We start from the raw sequence: 16,037 nt of genomic DNA on the forward strand, positions 1-16,037 counted from the left end.
ATGAACCACAACGACGAATCACTTATTCGCGACGACGACCTGCGCGCCCAGCTTGAGGCGCAGCGGGGCAAGTCGCCCGTGTTCGACGTTTACGTGCGCAGCCTCATCAGCACGCAGATCAAGCGGGATGAGAAAAAGGCCGCCGACGAAGCCAAAGCCGCCAAGCTTGCCGCCATGCCGCGCGAGAAGCGCCGCCGGGCGATTTTCCGTGAGGTTATCGAGAACGAAGGGCCATCGCCGGATAACCTGCGGTACATGCCCACGCCTTTGGCGATTTGTGGCCTGCCCTACAAAGCCCTGCCGGAGGGCGTGACCGAGTTCGAACGCACCCAAGGACGCATGGCCGTTACCGTGACCGCAGGCAAGCTCCGCTCGCCCGATGGCCGCAAGGTGCAGCAGCCTGTGCCTTATGGCCCGAAGGCACGCCTCATCATGGCGCACCTGTCAACCGAAGCCTTGCGCAACAACTCGCCCATCGTGGAAACCTCCGAAACCCTGTCCGCCTTCATGCGCGACATGGGGTTCGAGCCGCGCGGCGGGAAGAATGGCAATATTGAGCCGTTCAAAGAGCAGCTTCGCGCTCTCGCAGCCTGCCGCATGGAAATCAGCACGTGGGACGGCAAGCGTTCCGGCCAGATTGACGTCAAGCCGTTGCAGAAGGTCGAGCTATGGTTCCCCGACCACGACCACCAGAAATCCCTTTGGCCAACCACCATCGCGTTTTCCGGTGACTTCTACAACGAACTCAAGAACCACGCCCTGCCCATCGACGTGCGCGTGTTGCGCGCCCTTTCCAATTCGGCTCGTCGTCTCGACCTGATGTTGTGGGTTACTTACCGCATCACGCGCCTGCAAACGCGCCTTGTTCTCGACTGGCAACCGCTCAAGAGCCAGTTCGGGGAGGATTATACCCGAGATCGCGACTTCAAGGCCGCGCTGGTGCAGGACTTGGCAGCTCTGAAAGACATTTTCCCGAAGCTGCCGGTGAAGCTCACCGAGCGGGGGCTGGAGATGGAAGCGGCCGACGCTTCGGCCCTTGCTATCCCCAAACGCGCCCTCAAAGCCTAACCCCCTAAAAATCAGGTAGTGAAACGCTGAAAAGCGTGTCTTTTTGCGTATTTAGCTACGCTGATTAAGTCGCGCTCAGTGGATAACTTTTTGCAGCTTTTTCAGGTATCTAGACCCCCTCCTACGCTGATTAGGTCGCGCCCCTACGCTGATTAGGTCGCGCTTTCGCCCCCAGCTACGCTGATTAGGTCGCGCCCCTACGCTGATTAGGTCGCGCAATCCACGCTGATTAGGTCGCGCCTATATATAGAACAGAAAGATTCAGAAAGGTTTTTACAGAAAGCTTCTCTACAGAAACCCTTTTACAGAATAACAGAAAGAGGCTTTTTCAAATTTTGGAAAAGGGATTTTGGAGACACAAACGCAGGCGGCAAATAAGGGCCTCTGAGGCGTTTCTTTCTTCCTGATGACCCGACACTAGGAAAAACATCGAAACCCATCTCACAGCCCTCCTATGAGGTTGTGAGGGCATGGTAGGCGCTGGGCGATGCCCAGCGGCCTAACCCTTGACGGTCATCGGCTCCTCAGCCTGTACCGTGTGATGAAGTGAATCATTCTTTTGCGGCCATGGCAATGGCCGGGTTGGTGGCTGATCGTGCAGCGCCGCCATGATCGCAACGACCTCGGCGGTGGTTGGTGCATGGATCTCGTAATCCGCCGTCTTCACGGATGAGCCGCGCCCCCAAAAGGCAGCGCCGCGTGCCGCGCACGCTTTCAGACAATCGACCAACCAATCCTGCATTTCCAGCGCCTCCATGTCGTTCCGAAGCTTGTAGGCGGCAAATGGTTGTCACCGCAAAGCACAGGCTCGGACACAGGGTAGGGTGGCATGGGGAGTGTTGAATGCGAACGCAGGATTCGGGAACCGAATCACGCAGGAGCATGGTGCAACTCATGTTGAGTGCGAAAATCAGGCCTAACCCTTGTTCAAATACCTTCGGGGGTATGGGGGCAGACAGCCCCCATTCAAGAAAATCACGGCGTTAATAATACACCAACCTTGGCGATTGACTGCCGCAGGCTGCTTTGTAAGCTACGATTGTAGAGGGCAATTGGGGAATACTATGGGTAAGTTGGTTATTGGCACCGGCATGATGCTGGTCGGGGTATTTATGTGTTTCACGGTCGTGCTGGCTATTCCGGGAACGATCATGGCCTTTATCGGCGGCGGCATGATGTTCGCCGGGTTCGCCTCAGTCACCAAGTCCACCGTTAAGGGGGGTATGGCGGCCGGGAAGATCGCCCGCGACATGAGGGCGAACCGCGAAGATACGACACTCATCGAGGCGCAGCCTGTTGAGGCTCACCGCAGCGTGGCGGATGAAATCGCCAAGCTTGCCGATCTGCTTAACGCAGGACACCTGACGCAAGCCGAATTCGATCAGCGTAAGGGCCAGCTTCTCAGCCAAGCTTGAGCAGCCCGCCGCTGGTATCGAAGGCCTTCGCCGACTCCATACGGTCGGCGAACTCGGCATAGCCGTAGGCCTTCACCACGCGGGCAGGGGAGTGCCCCTGCGCTATTGTCAGGGTCAGGTCGCGGAAGGCCTCGCCGGTCAGTTCGTGTGGGAACACGAGCGGCTTGCGTTGGCCGTCAATCAGGCCGTGCCGCTCGTCCAACTGCTTGGACAGGTTCAGGGCTTGCTCGCCGCTGATGCCCATAAACTGCCGCACGAGGCTGTTTTGCAGGAATCCGTCAGGGTTCTTGTAATGCTCTGCGAGCTGCCCGAAATTTTGCGCAAACATCCAGAGCCGCACGCCGTAACCGCGCCCCATGTCGAGGGCGGTTTCCAGCAGGTCAAGGCGATGGAGCTTGGGCATTTCATCGAGGAAGAACGTCACGACCGGCGCGTTACGGTCGGGTTCATCCCGGCACAGCGCATAGATGGTCTGTCCTATGAGCGCGCGGAAGAACGAGGTGTATTGCTTCAGCTCCTTTAGGCTGATGCAGATATAGAGGGTCGCCTTGTCCCGGCGCAGCGTCATAGGGTCGAAGGTCGAGCGGGCGCTCAGCTCCTCGATGCGCGGGGCCTGCCACGTGTCGATGTGCGTGCGCGCCGTGTCCGTGACGCTTTCGCGCACCTTGGGCGGCATCGAGCGCACGGCCTTGGCCGTGCGTTCCAGCTTTTTGACGCCGGATTGGGCGAGGTGGTTGAGCCACAGCTCCAACTCACTCCCCGCAATCCCGGTATCGGCGCCGTCAGGCGCCATGGGTTCGAGATACAGGCGATCAAAAATTGCCGACAGGGTACGGTCGTCCTTCTCGAACAATGCCGTGTCGAGAATGGCGTCAGCCAACAAATCAAGGCCGCGCTTGTCCCAATAATCCTTTTTGCCGACTTCCTGCGGCACCATCAGCAGATCCACGAGGCTTTTGGCATCTTCGTAGGCATCAGCCAGCGGCTCCGCGCGCACGGTATCGAGCGGGTTGAAATGGATGGAGTTGGCCGGATCGGAGGGTGCGAACCTATAGACCGGCCCGACATTACGGGCGCGCCAGACGGCCGTCTGGTCGAACAGCTCGCCCTTGATGTCGAGGACGACTGCGCCGCCGTCCATGGTCAGGAGGTTGCGCATGACCGTCTGGCTCTTGCCCTGACCGGGAGGGCCGAAGGTGATGAGGCTTTCGTTCTGGTCATACAGGAGTTCGGATTCCGAACCCTCTATGCGGCCCAAACGTAGCACCGAAGGGCGCGGAGGTTGATGCCTGCATAGCGCCGTGGCGGCCTCCTCTGGTGCCATCCATGTGGCGCCGGTGACAAGCAGCCGTTTCAAGGTGGCGCGCTCTTCTGCGGTCATAAGGCGAGAGGTGAGGGCATCCCGCAACGCCTGTTGCAGGCGTTCGGTCGCTTCGCCGGTCGGGCCGAGGTGGCCCTCGATCAAGGTCGTTAGGGTGCGGCGTAGTTCGGCCAACAGGTCGGCCGACTTGAACGGGCCGTCTGTGACCATCAGGCCCTTGCCCTCATTCCAGACAATCGGCGTAAAGATCGCCAGCCGCTCGCGGCGGTCAATCTGCCCCACGGCCGCCAATAGGTCGGTCAGGCGAAGGGTGGCTCGTTCGGCCTCCGTCATGTCGCGCAAAGTGCGCCGGAACGCGGCGCCTTTGAGCGCCAGCTCCGCCGAGGCTTGCAGATAGTCACGCTCCATCGATCCTGCCGCCTTGAGGAGGTAATCCTCGTCACCAGCGCGCCGGTCGAGGTGGGCGTGTTTGTCAGAGATGGTTCGGGCAAGCCGGAAGAAGCTGACCTCTTTCAGGAGGTCGGGCGTCAGCTCTGCAATCGTCAGGCTGACGGCGTTCAGCTCGTTGGCGTGGAACGCCTCGATTTCCGCCAGCCGATTGCCCGCCGCGGCGGGAGCGGGCGCAGGTTTGGCCGCGGAGACTGGTAAGGCGGGACGCGCTCGCGAGCGGGCCAAAGCCCCGCCGACGCCGCCGCTTACGGAATAAGCGTAACCGCCCAGAAAGATGGCGCCGAAGAACGCCGCTAAAATCAGATAATCCATCAACACCCCCATGCCCAAGGTGAAGGTAGCCGGAGGGAAACAGGTAGGCAATGCAACAGGCAGTGGTGGGTGAAGCAACGCCGCAGCGGTGGCCGGGAGATACCGCGCCCTTGCCCGGCCCATGACGTTGCCATGGTCACGGGCGGCAGGCGCTTGCGGTTTCTAATGAAGGCTTGTAGCTTGGCGGCATTGTTAGGGCGCACTTATGGGTTTCGTTCCGAAACCCGCGCCCACCACCGTCTGGGGCGTTGAGTGGCAATCTATAGCCTGAACCACAAGCCGGTCGGCAAAAGCACGCAGGAGCGGCCGTACACGACCGGTGCCCACGTGAATTACATCACCCGTGAAAAGGCTCTAGGCCGTCTCGACGGCGCCCGCTTGCCCGTGGACAAGGACGGCGCCCGCGACTTCTTCAACAGGGCCGAGGACGGCAGCCGCGCCAATGGGCGCGTTGCGGACAAGCTCATGCTGGCGCTGCCCAAGGAGCTGACACCCGAGCAGCGCCACGAGCTGGTGCGTGGCTTCGCCGAGGACGTGACAGGTGGCAAGGCGCCATGGCTGGCCGCCCATCACGACAAGGGCAGGGATGCCAGCAACCCTCACTGCCACCTTGTCCTACGTGACCAAGACCCGACCACCGGCAAGCGTGTGTTCGGGATGAGCGAACGCGGTTCTACCCAGCGCCTGCGCGAGAAATGGCAAGACCATGCCAACCGCGCTCTAGAGCGCGCAGGACGGCCGGAGCGCATCGACGCCCGCACCCTGAAGGCGCAGGGTATCGACCGCGAGCCGCAAATCCATGAAGGGCCGCGCAACCGCGCAGCTTCTGAAAACGGCCGCAGGCCCGTGTCACGGCCGCGCAATTTTCGGAACCGGCCGGGAGCCAAAGTTCCCAACCGACGCGTTGATTACCCCTCAATTGATAAGGGCCGAACGCGGGCCGAGTATAACCGTGAGCGGCCGACTGAGCGCGATTATTGGAACGAGCTGGACGCTCACCGCCAACAGGAGGAGCTGGACGGCTTGCGCCGCCTGCACCTCCCTCCGGACGGACGGCGCGACGAGCCGCCGCCCCGGTCGTTTGGCGACAAGCTCAAGGCCTTCCGCGCGCAAAAGGAGGCCGACAAGGGTTTGCCCATGCCGTCGGCCAAAACACCCGTACAACAGGGCTTGCCATTGAAAGAGTTTCTGGCGAAAAGTAGGGGCAGGCCTTCCGATCGCGCGCCGCCTCTGCGGCCCACGCGGAAGGGCAGGGACGACGACCGCGAGCGGTAGGGGTGGCATGTCAGTCGACGAGCGCGACCTCGCTATGAGCGAGGACGAACTGGCAAGAGCACGGTTTGCGGAACGCAACAGCCGTAGCCGTCTCAATGACACGATGCGCCAATCGTTCCTGTCGCCAAAGCGCGCCATGAACCGCATCCAGAAGGCCCGCGCCAAACACGGTGACAAGACCGTTTTCGACAAGCTCCGTGACCCTAAGAGCCGCGCCTATGGGCGGCGCCCCGGCAGTCTGCTGTCACGGGGTGGCCTGCGCGGCGGTGCCCGCCGCAAGCGACACGAGGCCTTGCTGGCGCGCCGTCGCCTGCCCGAGCAGCTTCTCGACCATGAAAACAGCGCTGGACGCCTGCGCGGCGCCGAGCGGGGCCACAAGGAGGCCCGCGACCGGTATCGGCCGCCAGCGGGCGGCGGCCCGAAACAATCGTTCCTGTCTCGCCTCATCAACCGTCCCTCTCCTGACGCCGTGCCTGCGCCTCATAATCATGCCGGAAAGGGATTCTCCCTGAAGGAAGCTCTTGCCAAGCGAGCGCAACGGTCGGCCGAGAGACCGACCTCGAAACCGCGCCCAAAAGGCCGGGATTTTGAGCGAGAGCGCTAAAGCGTCCAACGCACCACGAGGGCCTGCGAGGTGCGCCCATCTGGGTGCTGGCGTTTCTCCCATTCCACGCCAAACCCTTCCGCCCGCAGGGCTTCGGCCGTGGCCTTCGCCGCGACCGTCTGCGACACGTCAACGGCCTTCTCGGGCGCCACGGTGATGTGGGTGAATCCGTTCCCAGCCGCGTCAGAGATCCGCGTCTTTACGGCCGACAGGTCAAGCAGTTTCTCCGCTTCGCGTTCGAGCGCCTGCCGGGTCATTTCCTTGACCCGCTCCAAAATGGTGCCCGTCATGCCGCCGCCCCCTGTTGGGTGGTGCTGGCAAAGCGGCGCCCCAAATAGGTGTCTGTGACATCGAGGCGGCCGTGTCCCAGCTCATGCGATACCTCCAAACGCGCGGCGCGGTCGCGCGCCGCCTGCGCGGGTGTCATGCGGTCAACGGTTGGGCCGCCGGCGGCAGGGCATGACCAGCCCGTGAGCTGCTTATAGCGCCACTGCGCATAGGCATGGCGGTAGCCGTGGGCATTCCCGATGCCCGCCTTGAGGAGCTGGTTTTCGTAGGCCTTCACAGCCTGAAAATAGTTCCTCCCCTCCCCTATCAGCGACCCGTCGCCCACCAGCTCGCGCACCTCGTCGAGGAGAGCGCGTTGCTTGTCGTGCGTGATCGGAATTTCGCGATACCGGCCGCCTTTGCACCAGCTCGCCTTCAGGGCGAGGCGGTCGCCTTTGTCAGCCAGTCCCGGCCGGAGCTTCAACGCCTCCTCACGCCGCAGGCCGAACGCGGCCTCGAGCTTTAGGGCAAGGCGCACCCGCGCGTCACCTACGCGCTCAAGTGCCGCGCCCTCGAGGCGCTTGGCCTTATTGCCGGAGAACCGGCCGCGTTCCGCGAGGCCGAACGTGTCATTCGCCTTCGGCAGGAGGCCCGTCTTGCCGACCTGGTGCGCCCACCAGCGCAGCCACGTCAGGCGGTTTCGTATGGTTTGGTCGGACAGGCCGCCCGCCTTCCAGTGACCGACAAGGGCGGTCACATGCTTGCCTTTTAGGCTGCGCGCATCAGGCAGGCGATACCCGAGCGCCAACAAATCGTCAGCCATGGCCAACAAGCCCCGCTGCCTCAGCGCACGGGTGCCGAAACTCCCTTCACCCGAGCGGGTGCAGAGGGTTTTCAGGCTAAAGCTCAAGTCGTCCATGGTTCATGTCTTTCGGTAAGTTTTATTGACCAGCCATGAGGCCGCGTGCGGCGTTCAAGGCCCTTGCCGAGGCAAGGAAAAGGCCGGATACTCCCTGTTGTTATCTCCGTTTCTACGGTCGATTAGTCTCCCTGTCGTGTCGCCCGATGATGGGCCGTTGTGTCATGCGGTCGTGCATCGTTGCGTCCTCTCTATGGGTTGCCTAGCTTGGCTCCCCCGTGTCGTGCCCGTGGGGCCGTACATGCGGGCGGGGGTTGGGTGGTGCGCCCTCTGGCGCGTCGGTGTCAGCAGTCATTGAGGTTGTCCTTCCGGTTAAAAGGGGCAGCTCTGGCCCGTGGGGTTGTGGCTTAGATGTTTCGTGCCTGTGCACAGACGAGGTTCGGCTGAACCTCGTCACACCCTTATGTACCCATCCCTCATCCGTTGACTGACATGTGGCGACGGCCTGCCCAAAGGGGCGCAAGCGGTAGCGGCGCGCCCTGTCACTACCTGCGATGCGGTAGTGACAGGGCTAGGGCGTGCCCTGCCCGTGTGTCGGCCGTGCAACGGCCGAATGGGAGGTTGCCCTCCCAAACCCTCCCGTGGATCGCTTAGGGCCTAAAGGGCGCCCAGCGACCCAGCAGGGGACTTGCAACCCCCGCACCCCTGCCCTTGCGGCTCTAAAGGCCGCAGCGGGATTGCATCCCGCGCCTTGCGGATACCCGCACGGGGTTCCCCGGCGCTTGCCCCGTGTCGATGCTCCAAGCCTTTGGCCGGGCCGCGTGTCCCGGCCATTCGCTACGCGACCGGCTTTCCCGCATAGACCCGGTGCCCCGCGCGCCGGTGACATGCTGCGTGGCGACTGGATGCCCTCCGGGCACGGTCAGGCCTTTAGACCTGACCTTAACCAGTCTTGGCCGCCACGCCGCACGTCAACCCCGAGCTACCGAAGGAGCAAACTTGCTTGTCAGTGTAATGAGAAAAGGCGGCGCCCACGGCCGCTGATAGGTAGAGGGGCAAGCCCCTGCTCCGGTCTAGATCCAGAAACAGGGGCTTCTCCGCATAATTGACGCATCATCCCACTGACTGCGCCGCCTATCGGAGCCGGATTCGGGCAACACACTGAAACCCTAACCCGTGACCTTACAAGAGGATAGCTACCCCTTTCAGGTGAAGGCGTCAATCGAGCCAAAGGTAAAAAATCTCATTTCGGCACGAAATGGTCATTTTTTCTTAAGGTGCGCTCTTTTTCGGGATTTATACGTGGATTTTTATTCACAAATGCGAAGATAAAAAACGAGGCGGATCCGATAACCCCCCTTCATCATTCCTCATCCCACATCCCCTAAATCCCCTTCGCCCTTATCCTTGCTTCTCCCCCCCTAAAATTGTCAATACTTAAAACCCGCTTACGGATAGGTTTTTTACTTAGGAAGGCTAATCGCGCTCCATTTCGCTGAAATCAGAGTATCAGGGGGAATTTTTTCCAACCGAAATGCGCGGAATCTCGCGTGCCATAAGGCGAAAACGAAAAAAGGCACCACTTCAACAGCGATGCCTTCCGGTTTCCTACCCATCAGAATCCTATCACCCCCACCCATCGGAGGAAAGCACCCCTTGACCCCTACGGCTGGCGGCCGGTTGGCGCCCTGCCCGTGCGTCAGTAGCTCAAAGGCAGAGTGTCCGGTTTCCTACCCGGAAGATGCGGGCTCGAAACCCGTCTGGCGCTCCACATAGTGGCCCTGCCGTCGCACTTGCCATTGTAACCGACCGCGCCGAGGCGCAAGGGGATACTTGGCTTTGGAGTAGCCCACCCTTGGGGTGCTAGGCCGCAATAGAAGCTTCCCCTGCAGGGGATCCAGTGAATGCCCTGCAGAAGCTCACCGCAGAGCGGTGGTGTCCTGTTGCGGATCTAGGAAGGGTACATGGTGCCTGCACGAGCTGGCACCTACATAGGTATAAAGGGGGGAGTGTTCAGGGTAACAGTACCCCAGAAAAAACTTGCCCCGGCGGTGTGCAGAGCAGTGACCAGCCGGGGGATACATGATCTATATGGCACAGGGCATTACCTATTACAAGGATAATCCCTGACATAATGCCCTAACCTATTACCCAAGTAATGCAGACACCATGCCCCTGAGTGACATTCTATCTACTGATCGGTTCGCTACCTACCTAGGGTGGGCACAAGGTAACGTGGCCCTAGGTGAGCGCCTCTACAGCTACAACGTCCAGCTATCAGCCGACCTGTATGCTGCCCTCCACATGCTGGAGGTGGCATTGCGCAACAGGGTGGACGTGGCCTTGACCCAAGCCCATGGTGCTGGGTGGCTCTACGACCATGCGGTGATGGCCGAGGCCTACCAGCAAGGGTGTGTCAACAGTGCCCAACAGATCCTCCTCCGTGACGGTAAGGCCGCGACCCACAGCCAGATGGTGGCGGAACTGAACTTTGGGTTCTGGACGTCCGTGTTCGGCCGTTCGTCCAATCACCTCTGGGGCACCCTGCGGCCGATTTTCCAGACCCAAGGCCTCAAGCGTGCGACCGTGGCCCAAAAGCTCCGTGACCTGCGTAAGCTGCGAAACCGCACCGCCCACTATGAGCCGATTCTGGCGCAACCGATCGCTGCGCTTCATCAAGACATTCTGGATCTCACCGCGTGGCTGTCCGTAGACGCCGCCGCATGGATCACCGCGCACGCGACGGTCAACTATCCGATTACGCCCATCATCGTGCGCAACCCGCAAACGGGCGTGTCAATTTTCGACCAGGCGCTCATGGCGCATTTGCCGGTCTAGCGTGCCCGGCCGCCCATAACGAGGCCCAAAAACCTGATTTTCATAAATAGACATGTGATCAAAAAACAGAGGAGTTTCACATGTTAATTCAAATCGAACATTTCGGACTGCCATTCGCGGATAACCAGTATGCAAAGCTGGTCTTTACAGGGATGCGATATCATTACGTGATCGTCTATTAACGAGACGAGCAGGGCTATCAACATTGGTAGCCCTGTCTTTTTTTGCCCCGGAGGCTGCCCGCTCACGGGCCGCAATCATCTTGCGCTGACGTTCCAGCTCGCGTTCTTCCTTAAGCCACGTAAGGAATGCCCGGCGCCCGGCATCCATGGAAACATGGTCGCAAAGCGCGGCCTTGAAATTGAAATTCGAGGGAATGCCTCGGGCAAGGCCCTTGGCCTGCCGGTTACACCGTAGGCGCTCAATCGGCGCTTTGCGGCTGCGCTTTCCTTCGTTCAGGTGCAGGTCGTTGAAGGTGCCGCCCATGCCCTGCTGGACATAGAGGATCTTGCCTATTGGCCCTCCGGCCCTGACGCCGTTGAACGAGTAGGATTCCTGCCAATCCGGCTTGCTGATCTTGAACTGGAGCTTGCCCATGTTTCCCGCCTTGCCGAACACGGTTTCGAGCGTGGCGCGGATCTGCTTATTGGTCTGCCGTTCCGGCAGGATCATCAGGGCGTGAAAATGGAGGTTGGCAATGCCACGCTTGCGCTTTTCGCCCCATCTGCGGGTTGAGACAGTCTGAAAGTACACCAACCGTTGCCACTCAACGCCCTTGTCGTGAAAGCGGCGGTTGAAGAACCTTTTGATGTTCCCATCTTCCGCTGCCATTTCGATCAGGCTCGTTTCGATACGGCCGTCCACGAAAACTGCCCGCTCGCCATAGATTGCGATCATAGCCGCCGCGACATAGGCCTGCTTGAGAACGTCCGTCTGCTTTTTCCAGACCGTTGTTTGCAGGTCATCGAGGCTACAAGAGGTAGCGATGATATTCCGAAACGCTTTCCACTGATCCGGGTTTATCTGTCTCTCCGTAGGTGAGCAGGAGGTTGGGTGCTACTAAAAGGAAGAACAAATATAGATATCCGGCCGAAAGCCTTGAAACGCAAGGCCCTCAGGGTGTTCTCATCCCCTGATCCCGCTCAAAAAAGGGCCTGCTGGCAAACCGTGAACAAAGATCGCTCATCGCGAGAACAGAACTAAGGGGCTTTGCCCCTCGCGCAGGCAAGGGGGCGGTTCCCGAGGCTCCGCGCTGCGCTTGTGCGCCCGCCGCCTGAAACCCTTGCCCTTGCTACCCCTAGACCTCGCCGGTCAGGCAGGGTTGCAGGAGGATTCCTGCACCTGCTTTTTACTGGCCTTCGGCCCCTTTCTGCCGGTCATGGGCGAGAAGCGCTTAAACAAAACGCTTGAAACTTTACCAACTAGTTAGTAAAGTAATGGCAGCTTTCTAAAAATCGAAATGGCGAAAAAATGACCTCTACTCACTCGAATAGATGGGTTTTGCTCATGACCGTTGGCGCCGGTCTGCTGCTTATCACCCTTGATAACTCGGTACTCTATACCGCTCTTCCGACGCTAACACGCGAACTTCACGCGACTGCCACTCAGGGGCTTTGGATAATCAATGCCTACCCACTTGTAATGGCGGGCCTTCTGCTGGGCGCAGGCACTCTTGGTGACCGGATTGGTCATCGTCGCATGTTCCTTGTCGGCCTTGCTCTATTTGGCCTCGCCTCAACGATAGCGGCATTCGCTCCGACTGCGGAGGTTCTTATCGGAGCGCGAGCTTTCTTGGCCGTAGGCGCCTCTGCCATGATGCCTGCCACCCTCGCACTCATCCGAGTGACATTCGAAGATGAACGTGAGCGCAATATCGCTATCGCAATATGGGGTTCGTTGTCGGTCGTAGGCGCGGCCCTTGGCCCAATTGTTGGCGGCTTCCTGCTTGGTCACTTCTGGTGGGGTTCCGTGTTCCTCATCAACGTGCCAGTCGTAGTGATAGCCTTTGCGGCAACTCTAATCGTTGCTCCAAAGGTGGCAGGCGACCCTACTACACCGTGGGACATTGTATCCTCGCTTCAGGCGCTGGTAGCCCTGTCCGCGCTTGTAATCGCGATCAAGGAGATGGCGCACGCGGGCAGCTCATGGGTTATGCCTATCGTGGCATTTGGCATTGCGGTCATTGCATCGATTGTCTTCGTTCGTCGTCAACTCCGTATGACGTTCCCGCTGCTGGATTTTTCTATCTTCCGCAACAACGCATTCCTGTCTGGAACTCTTGCTGCCGCCTTCTCGCTATTTGCCATTGGGGGTGTCGAGCTTGCCACCACGCAACGCTTCCAAATGGTAGCAGACTTTACCCCGCTTCAAGCAGGCCTACTGGTATCGGTGGCCGCGCTTGGCTCACTACCTACTGCCATTCTCGGCGGTGCTTTCCTGCATGTGATCGGACTACGGTTTCTGATCGCAGGAGGAATGGCTGTCGGATCTCTGTCAATTCTGGTTGCAACCTACGGCATCAGCCACGGCTTCGGTTGGCTTATCCTTGGTCTAGCGTTGATGGGAGCGGGTGTTGGCGGATGTATGTCGGTTGCCTCAACGGCAATCATGGGCAATGCACCGGTTCATCGTGCAGGCATGGCTTCCTCGGTCGAAGAGGTCTCCTACGAGTTTGGCAGCCTGTTTGCAGTGACGATCCTCGGCAGCCTTTTGGCCTACTTGTACACGATCAATGTTGTCTTGCCGGAGGATGCGTCCGCTCTTGCGCGCGACAGCATGGCAGCGGCGATTGAGATCGCCGGGGCAGAGGGTGAGAGCCTGCGGGCGGCAGCCAACATGGCATTCGATAGCGCCTATACCACCGTTATGTATGTAGCCGCTGGCGTGCTTGCCTTGGGATCGTTAGTAACCGCCTTACTGCTCCGAGCCTATGGCCCCGGTTCGGAATCATCCTCCTATCAAACGGGGCACTAGGATAACCAATGGTGAGATCGAGCAAACGAGATGAAGTTCTCGAAGCCATTGTAACGATCATCGAGCGTGACGGGTTAACTCCCGTCACGCTCGATGCGGTTGCAGTCGAAACTGGCATGACAAGAGCGGGGCTTCTCTATCATTTTCCGTCACGCGAGGCATTGATCCAAGCCACCCATGAACACCTTACAGGCATGTGGGAAAAAGAGCTTGTGGCAAGTGCGGGAAAGTCCGCAGACGCTGCTACCGAAGCCGAACGCCATGCAGCCTACATCAACGTATGCGCCAAGGCCGCTCGGCGGGTCGAACTTCTTCTCATGCTTGAGAATGCTGATAATAAAGCACTTGGCGACCTCTGGCAGCACATCATTGATCGATGGGCGCCGCCCGCTCCAAATATCGAAGATGCGGCCGGGATCGATAAATTCATTGCACGCCTTGCCGCAGACGGGCTTTGGGTTCACGAGGCCCTTTCAGCCCGGCCTTTGCCAACGGCTTTGCGCAAGCAAATCATTCTCCGTCTGAACGAGCTGTTACAGAACGACGACAGTAAGCAAGTTTGATGCATAAGTTATGACTTTTGCATCAAAACTAACCAACTGGTGAGATTTCGCTTTTTTGATGCAAAATTCTGATGCACTATGGAGGCATGATTTACGGATATGCCCGCGTCTCGACCGAAGCCCAAGAGCTGCGTTCCCAACTCGCCCAGCTCAAGGCCGCCGGGTGCGAGAAAATATTTCAGGAGAAGGAGAGCCGGATGCGAGAAGACCGCCCCCAGCTCGAAAAGCTCCTCAAGAGCCTCAAGGCCGACGATGTTCTGATCGTGGTGGCGACCGACCGCCTAGGCGGTGGCCCTCGCCTCCTCCTGAATATTCTCGATGCCATCCGCAAAAGCGGCGCCGGGTTCAAGTCCTTGGCCGAACCACATATCGACACCACGGCCTCGCCCGAGCTTGCCGAAATGGTGTTCTTCTGGGTCGGCTGGGCCGCCCGCTGGGAGTGGCAGCGCATCCGCGCTCGGACGTCCACCGGTCGCGCCGAAGCGACTGCACGCGGCGTTAAATTCGGCCGTAAGACCAAGCTCACCGATCACCAGAAGCGGGAAGCCCTCGCCCGCCTTGCCACAGGCGATGAGACGCAGCGCGCTATCGCCCGCAGCTACAACGTCAGCCAGAGCACCATTGCGAGGCTCCGACCATGACCCCCGTTTACCTCACCCACGTTGATCCCGGCCGGAACATGGCGCGCTTCTACACCATGAGCGTACAACCGACGTTATTCGGCGAGTGTTCGGTGGTACGCGAGTGGGGGCGCATCGGCACGGGCGGGCAGGTGAGGGAAACCCATCACACCACCCCGCAGGAAGCGCAGGCCTTTGCCGAGGAGATTCTCCGGCAGAAACTCCGCAAGGGTTATCAATTGATTTGATGTTGCAGGGGCTTACCCCTGCGAACTCTAACTTTAACGCTAATGTTAACGTCAGATTTAAAGTTAGTGCGAACGTCAAAGTTAATGCTTATTTTAACATTGCGGCTTACGATTCGTTCGTAAATCAAGGAGCGGCTATGTTCACCATCACCTTTGCGAACCCGAAAGGCGGTTCGGGGAAAACCACTTCGGCCATGCTATTGGCCGAGCAGATCCGTGCCGCTGGCGCGACGGTCGCCATTCTGGATTGCGACCCTAACCAGAACATCGTGCAGTGGGACGCCCAACGTGCGGAGCAGGGGAGGGCATCGCCCTTCATCGTGCGCCCCGTGCCCACCGAAGCGCAGTTTCTCGACACCGTGGAGGACATCCGTGGCAAGGCCGATTACTTGATTATCGACCTTGAAGGTACGGCCTCGAACCTCGTCACCTATGCCATCAGTCGCTCCGACCTGGTGCTGATCCCGTTTGAGCCAACTCCCATGGAAGCCCGGCAGGCAGCCCGCGCCGTGCAGCTCGTGCAAAACACCGGCCGGATGATGAACAAGGCCGTAGCCCACGCCCTGCTGTTCACCAAGGTCAACGCGGCTATCCAGACCAATGACGAAAAGGACGTGCGCAAGGAAACCCAAGCGAACGACATTCCCGTGTTGCGGGCCGCGATTGTGCGCCGTGCCGCCTTCACCCGCATTTTCCGCGAGGGTTATCTCCTGAGTGAGCTGTTGGAACAGGCCCGCGAAGAGGTCAAGGCCAGCACAGCGTCAGCACAGGAGCGTGTTCTTAAGCCGCTGGAAGCGGCCATTCAGAACGCCCGCGAATACACCCAAGAAGTCGTCAACCACCTGCCGCAACAGAAAGCCGCCGCATGAGCTACGGATTTGGAGAAAAAACAACCGGCGCCGTTCAGTTGCCACAACAGTCCCGCGAGGCCGTCCCAGCCAAGCCTTCCATGAACCACATCTTGCAGGCAGGCGCCGAACTGGGGTTTGTCTCGCGGGAGACCGCGACCCGTCGCAAGCCGGGGCCGCGCCGTGTCGAAGCACAGGACAAAATCACCGTGACCGGCCCAAAGCGGGTGATCGACCAGCTCAAGGCCTACTGCGATGCCAAAGGCGGAATGTCGTACTGCGAGGCCATTGCCGAGCTGCTGGATGCCAGAAAGTAGTGCTGAAAATTCATGCAGGCCGGTAGGTTATTCCCCCTAAATCAGCTAGCGTTTCGCTC

At 59.7% G+C, this 16,037-nt stretch carries 16 protein-coding genes and 1 tRNA gene; 12 read left to right on the top strand and 5 right to left on the bottom strand.

Going from position 1 to position 16,037, the window contains the following annotated elements; translation table 11 throughout:
* A complete protein-coding gene (locus NCHU2750_RS30185) occupies nt 1-1,068 on the top strand; it encodes a replication protein RepA (protein WP_119945310.1) in 1,068 nt (355 codons plus the stop codon).
* A 499-nt stretch (nt 1,069-1,567) separates the two neighbouring features.
* Here NCHU2750_RS30185 and NCHU2750_RS30190 read toward each other — a convergent pair whose 3' ends face one another.
* A complete protein-coding gene (locus NCHU2750_RS30190) occupies nt 1,568-1,825 on the bottom strand; it encodes a biotin/lipoyl attachment domain-containing protein (protein WP_119945311.1) in 258 nt (85 codons plus the stop codon).
* Between the two features lie 307 nt (nt 1,826-2,132).
* Between NCHU2750_RS30190 and NCHU2750_RS30195 the strand changes: the two genes are divergently transcribed.
* Nucleotides 2,133-2,483: an SHOCT domain-containing protein gene (locus NCHU2750_RS30195; protein ID WP_119945312.1), complete on the top strand. Its 351-nt coding sequence runs from the start codon at nt 2,133-2,135 to the stop codon at nt 2,481-2,483.
* Here the strand turns inward: NCHU2750_RS30195 and NCHU2750_RS30200 are convergent.
* Nucleotides 2,470-4,566 (bottom strand): type IV secretory system conjugative DNA transfer family protein, encoded by a 2,097-nt coding sequence (locus tag NCHU2750_RS30200; protein WP_162939875.1) that lies wholly within the window; start codon nt 4,564-4,566, stop codon nt 2,470-2,472. The genes NCHU2750_RS30195 and NCHU2750_RS30200 overlap by 14 nt on opposite strands.
* Nucleotides 4,567-4,818: 252 nt before the next feature.
* Between NCHU2750_RS30200 and NCHU2750_RS30205 the strand changes: the two genes are divergently transcribed.
* Nucleotides 4,819-5,841, top strand: coding sequence for a MobA/MobL family protein (locus NCHU2750_RS30205; protein WP_119945314.1), 1,023 nt, complete (start codon nt 4,819-4,821; stop codon nt 5,839-5,841).
* Nucleotides 5,842-5,848: 7 nt separating this feature from the next.
* Nucleotides 5,849-6,445 (top strand): hypothetical protein, encoded by a 597-nt coding sequence (locus NCHU2750_RS30210; RefSeq protein ID WP_119945315.1) that lies wholly within the window; start codon nt 5,849-5,851, stop codon nt 6,443-6,445.
* On the opposite strand, the gene NCHU2750_RS30215 is transcribed toward NCHU2750_RS30210, so the two are convergent.
* Together NCHU2750_RS30215 and NCHU2750_RS30220 are read right to left on the bottom strand one after the other, a co-directional pair.
* Nucleotides 6,442-6,735 (bottom strand): hypothetical protein, encoded by a 294-nt coding sequence (locus tag NCHU2750_RS30215; protein ID WP_119945316.1) that lies wholly within the window; start codon nt 6,733-6,735, stop codon nt 6,442-6,444. The two genes, NCHU2750_RS30210 and NCHU2750_RS30215, sit on opposite strands and share 4 nt — an antisense overlap.
* Nucleotides 6,732-7,631, bottom strand: a complete 900-nt coding sequence (locus NCHU2750_RS30220; RefSeq protein WP_119945317.1) for a phage integrase N-terminal domain-containing protein — start codon at nt 7,629-7,631, stop codon at nt 6,732-6,734. The genes NCHU2750_RS30215 and NCHU2750_RS30220 overlap by 4 nt, the downstream gene beginning before the upstream one ends.
* A gap of 1,636 nt (nt 7,632-9,267) precedes the next feature.
* Here NCHU2750_RS30220 and NCHU2750_RS30225 point away from each other — a divergent pair.
* Both NCHU2750_RS30225 and NCHU2750_RS30230 read left to right on the top strand, forming a co-directional pair.
* Nucleotides 9,268-9,342: transfer RNA gene (locus NCHU2750_RS30225), tRNA-Gly, on the top strand.
* A 464-nt stretch (nt 9,343-9,806) separates the two neighbouring features.
* Nucleotides 9,807-10,409, top strand: coding sequence for a hypothetical protein (locus NCHU2750_RS30230; RefSeq protein WP_245480586.1), 603 nt, complete (start codon nt 9,807-9,809; stop codon nt 10,407-10,409).
* A 144-nt stretch (nt 10,410-10,553) separates the two neighbouring features.
* On the opposite strand, the gene NCHU2750_RS30235 is transcribed toward NCHU2750_RS30230, so the two are convergent.
* Nucleotides 10,554-11,306 carry a hypothetical protein gene (locus NCHU2750_RS30235; protein WP_245480587.1) on the bottom strand — a complete coding sequence of 251 codons (753 nt, stop codon included), beginning with the start codon at nt 11,304-11,306 and terminating at the stop codon, nt 10,554-10,556.
* Between the two features lie 573 nt (nt 11,307-11,879).
* On the opposite strand from NCHU2750_RS30235, the gene NCHU2750_RS30240 reads away from it, so the two are divergent.
* The 6 genes from NCHU2750_RS30240 to NCHU2750_RS30265 all read left to right on the top strand — a co-directional run bounded on the left by NCHU2750_RS30240 (nt 11,880) and on the right by NCHU2750_RS30265 (nt 15,978).
* On the top strand, nt 11,880-13,382 hold the full coding sequence (locus NCHU2750_RS30240) for an MFS transporter (RefSeq protein WP_119945319.1): 1,503 nt from the start codon (nt 11,880-11,882) through the stop codon (nt 13,380-13,382).
* Nucleotides 13,383-13,390: 8 nt separating this feature from the next.
* Nucleotides 13,391-13,945 (top strand): TetR family transcriptional regulator, encoded by a 555-nt coding sequence (locus NCHU2750_RS30245; protein ID WP_119945320.1) that lies wholly within the window; start codon nt 13,391-13,393, stop codon nt 13,943-13,945.
* 86 nt (nt 13,946-14,031) lie between these two features.
* A complete protein-coding gene (locus tag NCHU2750_RS30250; RefSeq protein ID WP_119945323.1) occupies nt 14,032-14,586 on the top strand; it encodes a recombinase family protein in 555 nt (184 codons plus the stop codon).
* The gene (locus NCHU2750_RS30255) at nt 14,583-14,813 is read left to right on the top strand and encodes a WGR domain-containing protein (RefSeq protein WP_119945321.1); all 231 of its coding nucleotides are present in this window, start codon (nt 14,583-14,585) and stop codon (nt 14,811-14,813) included. The genes NCHU2750_RS30250 and NCHU2750_RS30255 overlap by 4 nt, the downstream gene beginning before the upstream one ends.
* Before the next feature lie 137 nt (nt 14,814-14,950).
* Complete coding sequence (locus NCHU2750_RS30260; protein ID WP_119945324.1) at nt 14,951-15,682, top strand: AAA family ATPase; 732 nt, start codon at nt 14,951-14,953, stop codon at nt 15,680-15,682.
* Nucleotides 15,679-15,978: a hypothetical protein gene (locus tag NCHU2750_RS30265; protein ID WP_119945322.1), complete on the top strand. Its 300-nt coding sequence runs from the start codon at nt 15,679-15,681 to the stop codon at nt 15,976-15,978. The genes NCHU2750_RS30260 and NCHU2750_RS30265 overlap by 4 nt, the downstream gene beginning before the upstream one ends.
* Nucleotides 15,979-16,037: the final 59 nt, after the last annotated feature.

The organism is Neorhizobium sp. NCHU2750 (assembly GCF_003597675.1).
GTDB lineage: Bacteria > Pseudomonadota > Alphaproteobacteria > Rhizobiales > Rhizobiaceae > Neorhizobium.

Coding starts and splice junctions, on each gene's coding strand:
- NCHU2750_RS30185 (WP_119945310.1), top strand. CDS start 1: ATGAACCACAACGACGAATCACTTATTCGCGACGACGACCTGCGCGCC.
- NCHU2750_RS30195 (WP_119945312.1), top strand. CDS start 2,133: ATGGGTAAGTTGGTTATTGGCACCGGCATGATGCTGGTCGGGGTATTT.
- NCHU2750_RS30265 (WP_119945322.1), top strand. CDS start 15,679: ATGAGCTACGGATTTGGAGAAAAAACAACCGGCGCCGTTCAGTTGCCA.
- NCHU2750_RS30255 (WP_119945321.1), top strand. CDS start 14,583: ATGACCCCCGTTTACCTCACCCACGTTGATCCCGGCCGGAACATGGCG.
- NCHU2750_RS30200 (WP_162939875.1), bottom strand. CDS start 4,566: ATGGATTATCTGATTTTAGCGGCGTTCTTCGGCGCCATCTTTCTGGGC.
- NCHU2750_RS30220 (WP_119945317.1), bottom strand. CDS start 7,631: ATGGACGACTTGAGCTTTAGCCTGAAAACCCTCTGCACCCGCTCGGGT.
- NCHU2750_RS30215 (WP_119945316.1), bottom strand. CDS start 6,735: ATGACGGGCACCATTTTGGAGCGGGTCAAGGAAATGACCCGGCAGGCG.
- NCHU2750_RS30210 (WP_119945315.1), top strand. CDS start 5,849: ATGTCAGTCGACGAGCGCGACCTCGCTATGAGCGAGGACGAACTGGCA.
- NCHU2750_RS30245 (WP_119945320.1), top strand. CDS start 13,391: ATGGTGAGATCGAGCAAACGAGATGAAGTTCTCGAAGCCATTGTAACG.
- NCHU2750_RS30240 (WP_119945319.1), top strand. CDS start 11,880: ATGACCTCTACTCACTCGAATAGATGGGTTTTGCTCATGACCGTTGGC.
- NCHU2750_RS30190 (WP_119945311.1), bottom strand. CDS start 1,825: ATGGAGGCGCTGGAAATGCAGGATTGGTTGGTCGATTGTCTGAAAGCG.
- NCHU2750_RS30235 (WP_245480587.1), bottom strand. CDS start 11,306: ATGATCGCAATCTATGGCGAGCGGGCAGTTTTCGTGGACGGCCGTATC.
- NCHU2750_RS30250 (WP_119945323.1), top strand. CDS start 14,032: ATGATTTACGGATATGCCCGCGTCTCGACCGAAGCCCAAGAGCTGCGT.
- NCHU2750_RS30260 (WP_119945324.1), top strand. CDS start 14,951: ATGTTCACCATCACCTTTGCGAACCCGAAAGGCGGTTCGGGGAAAACC.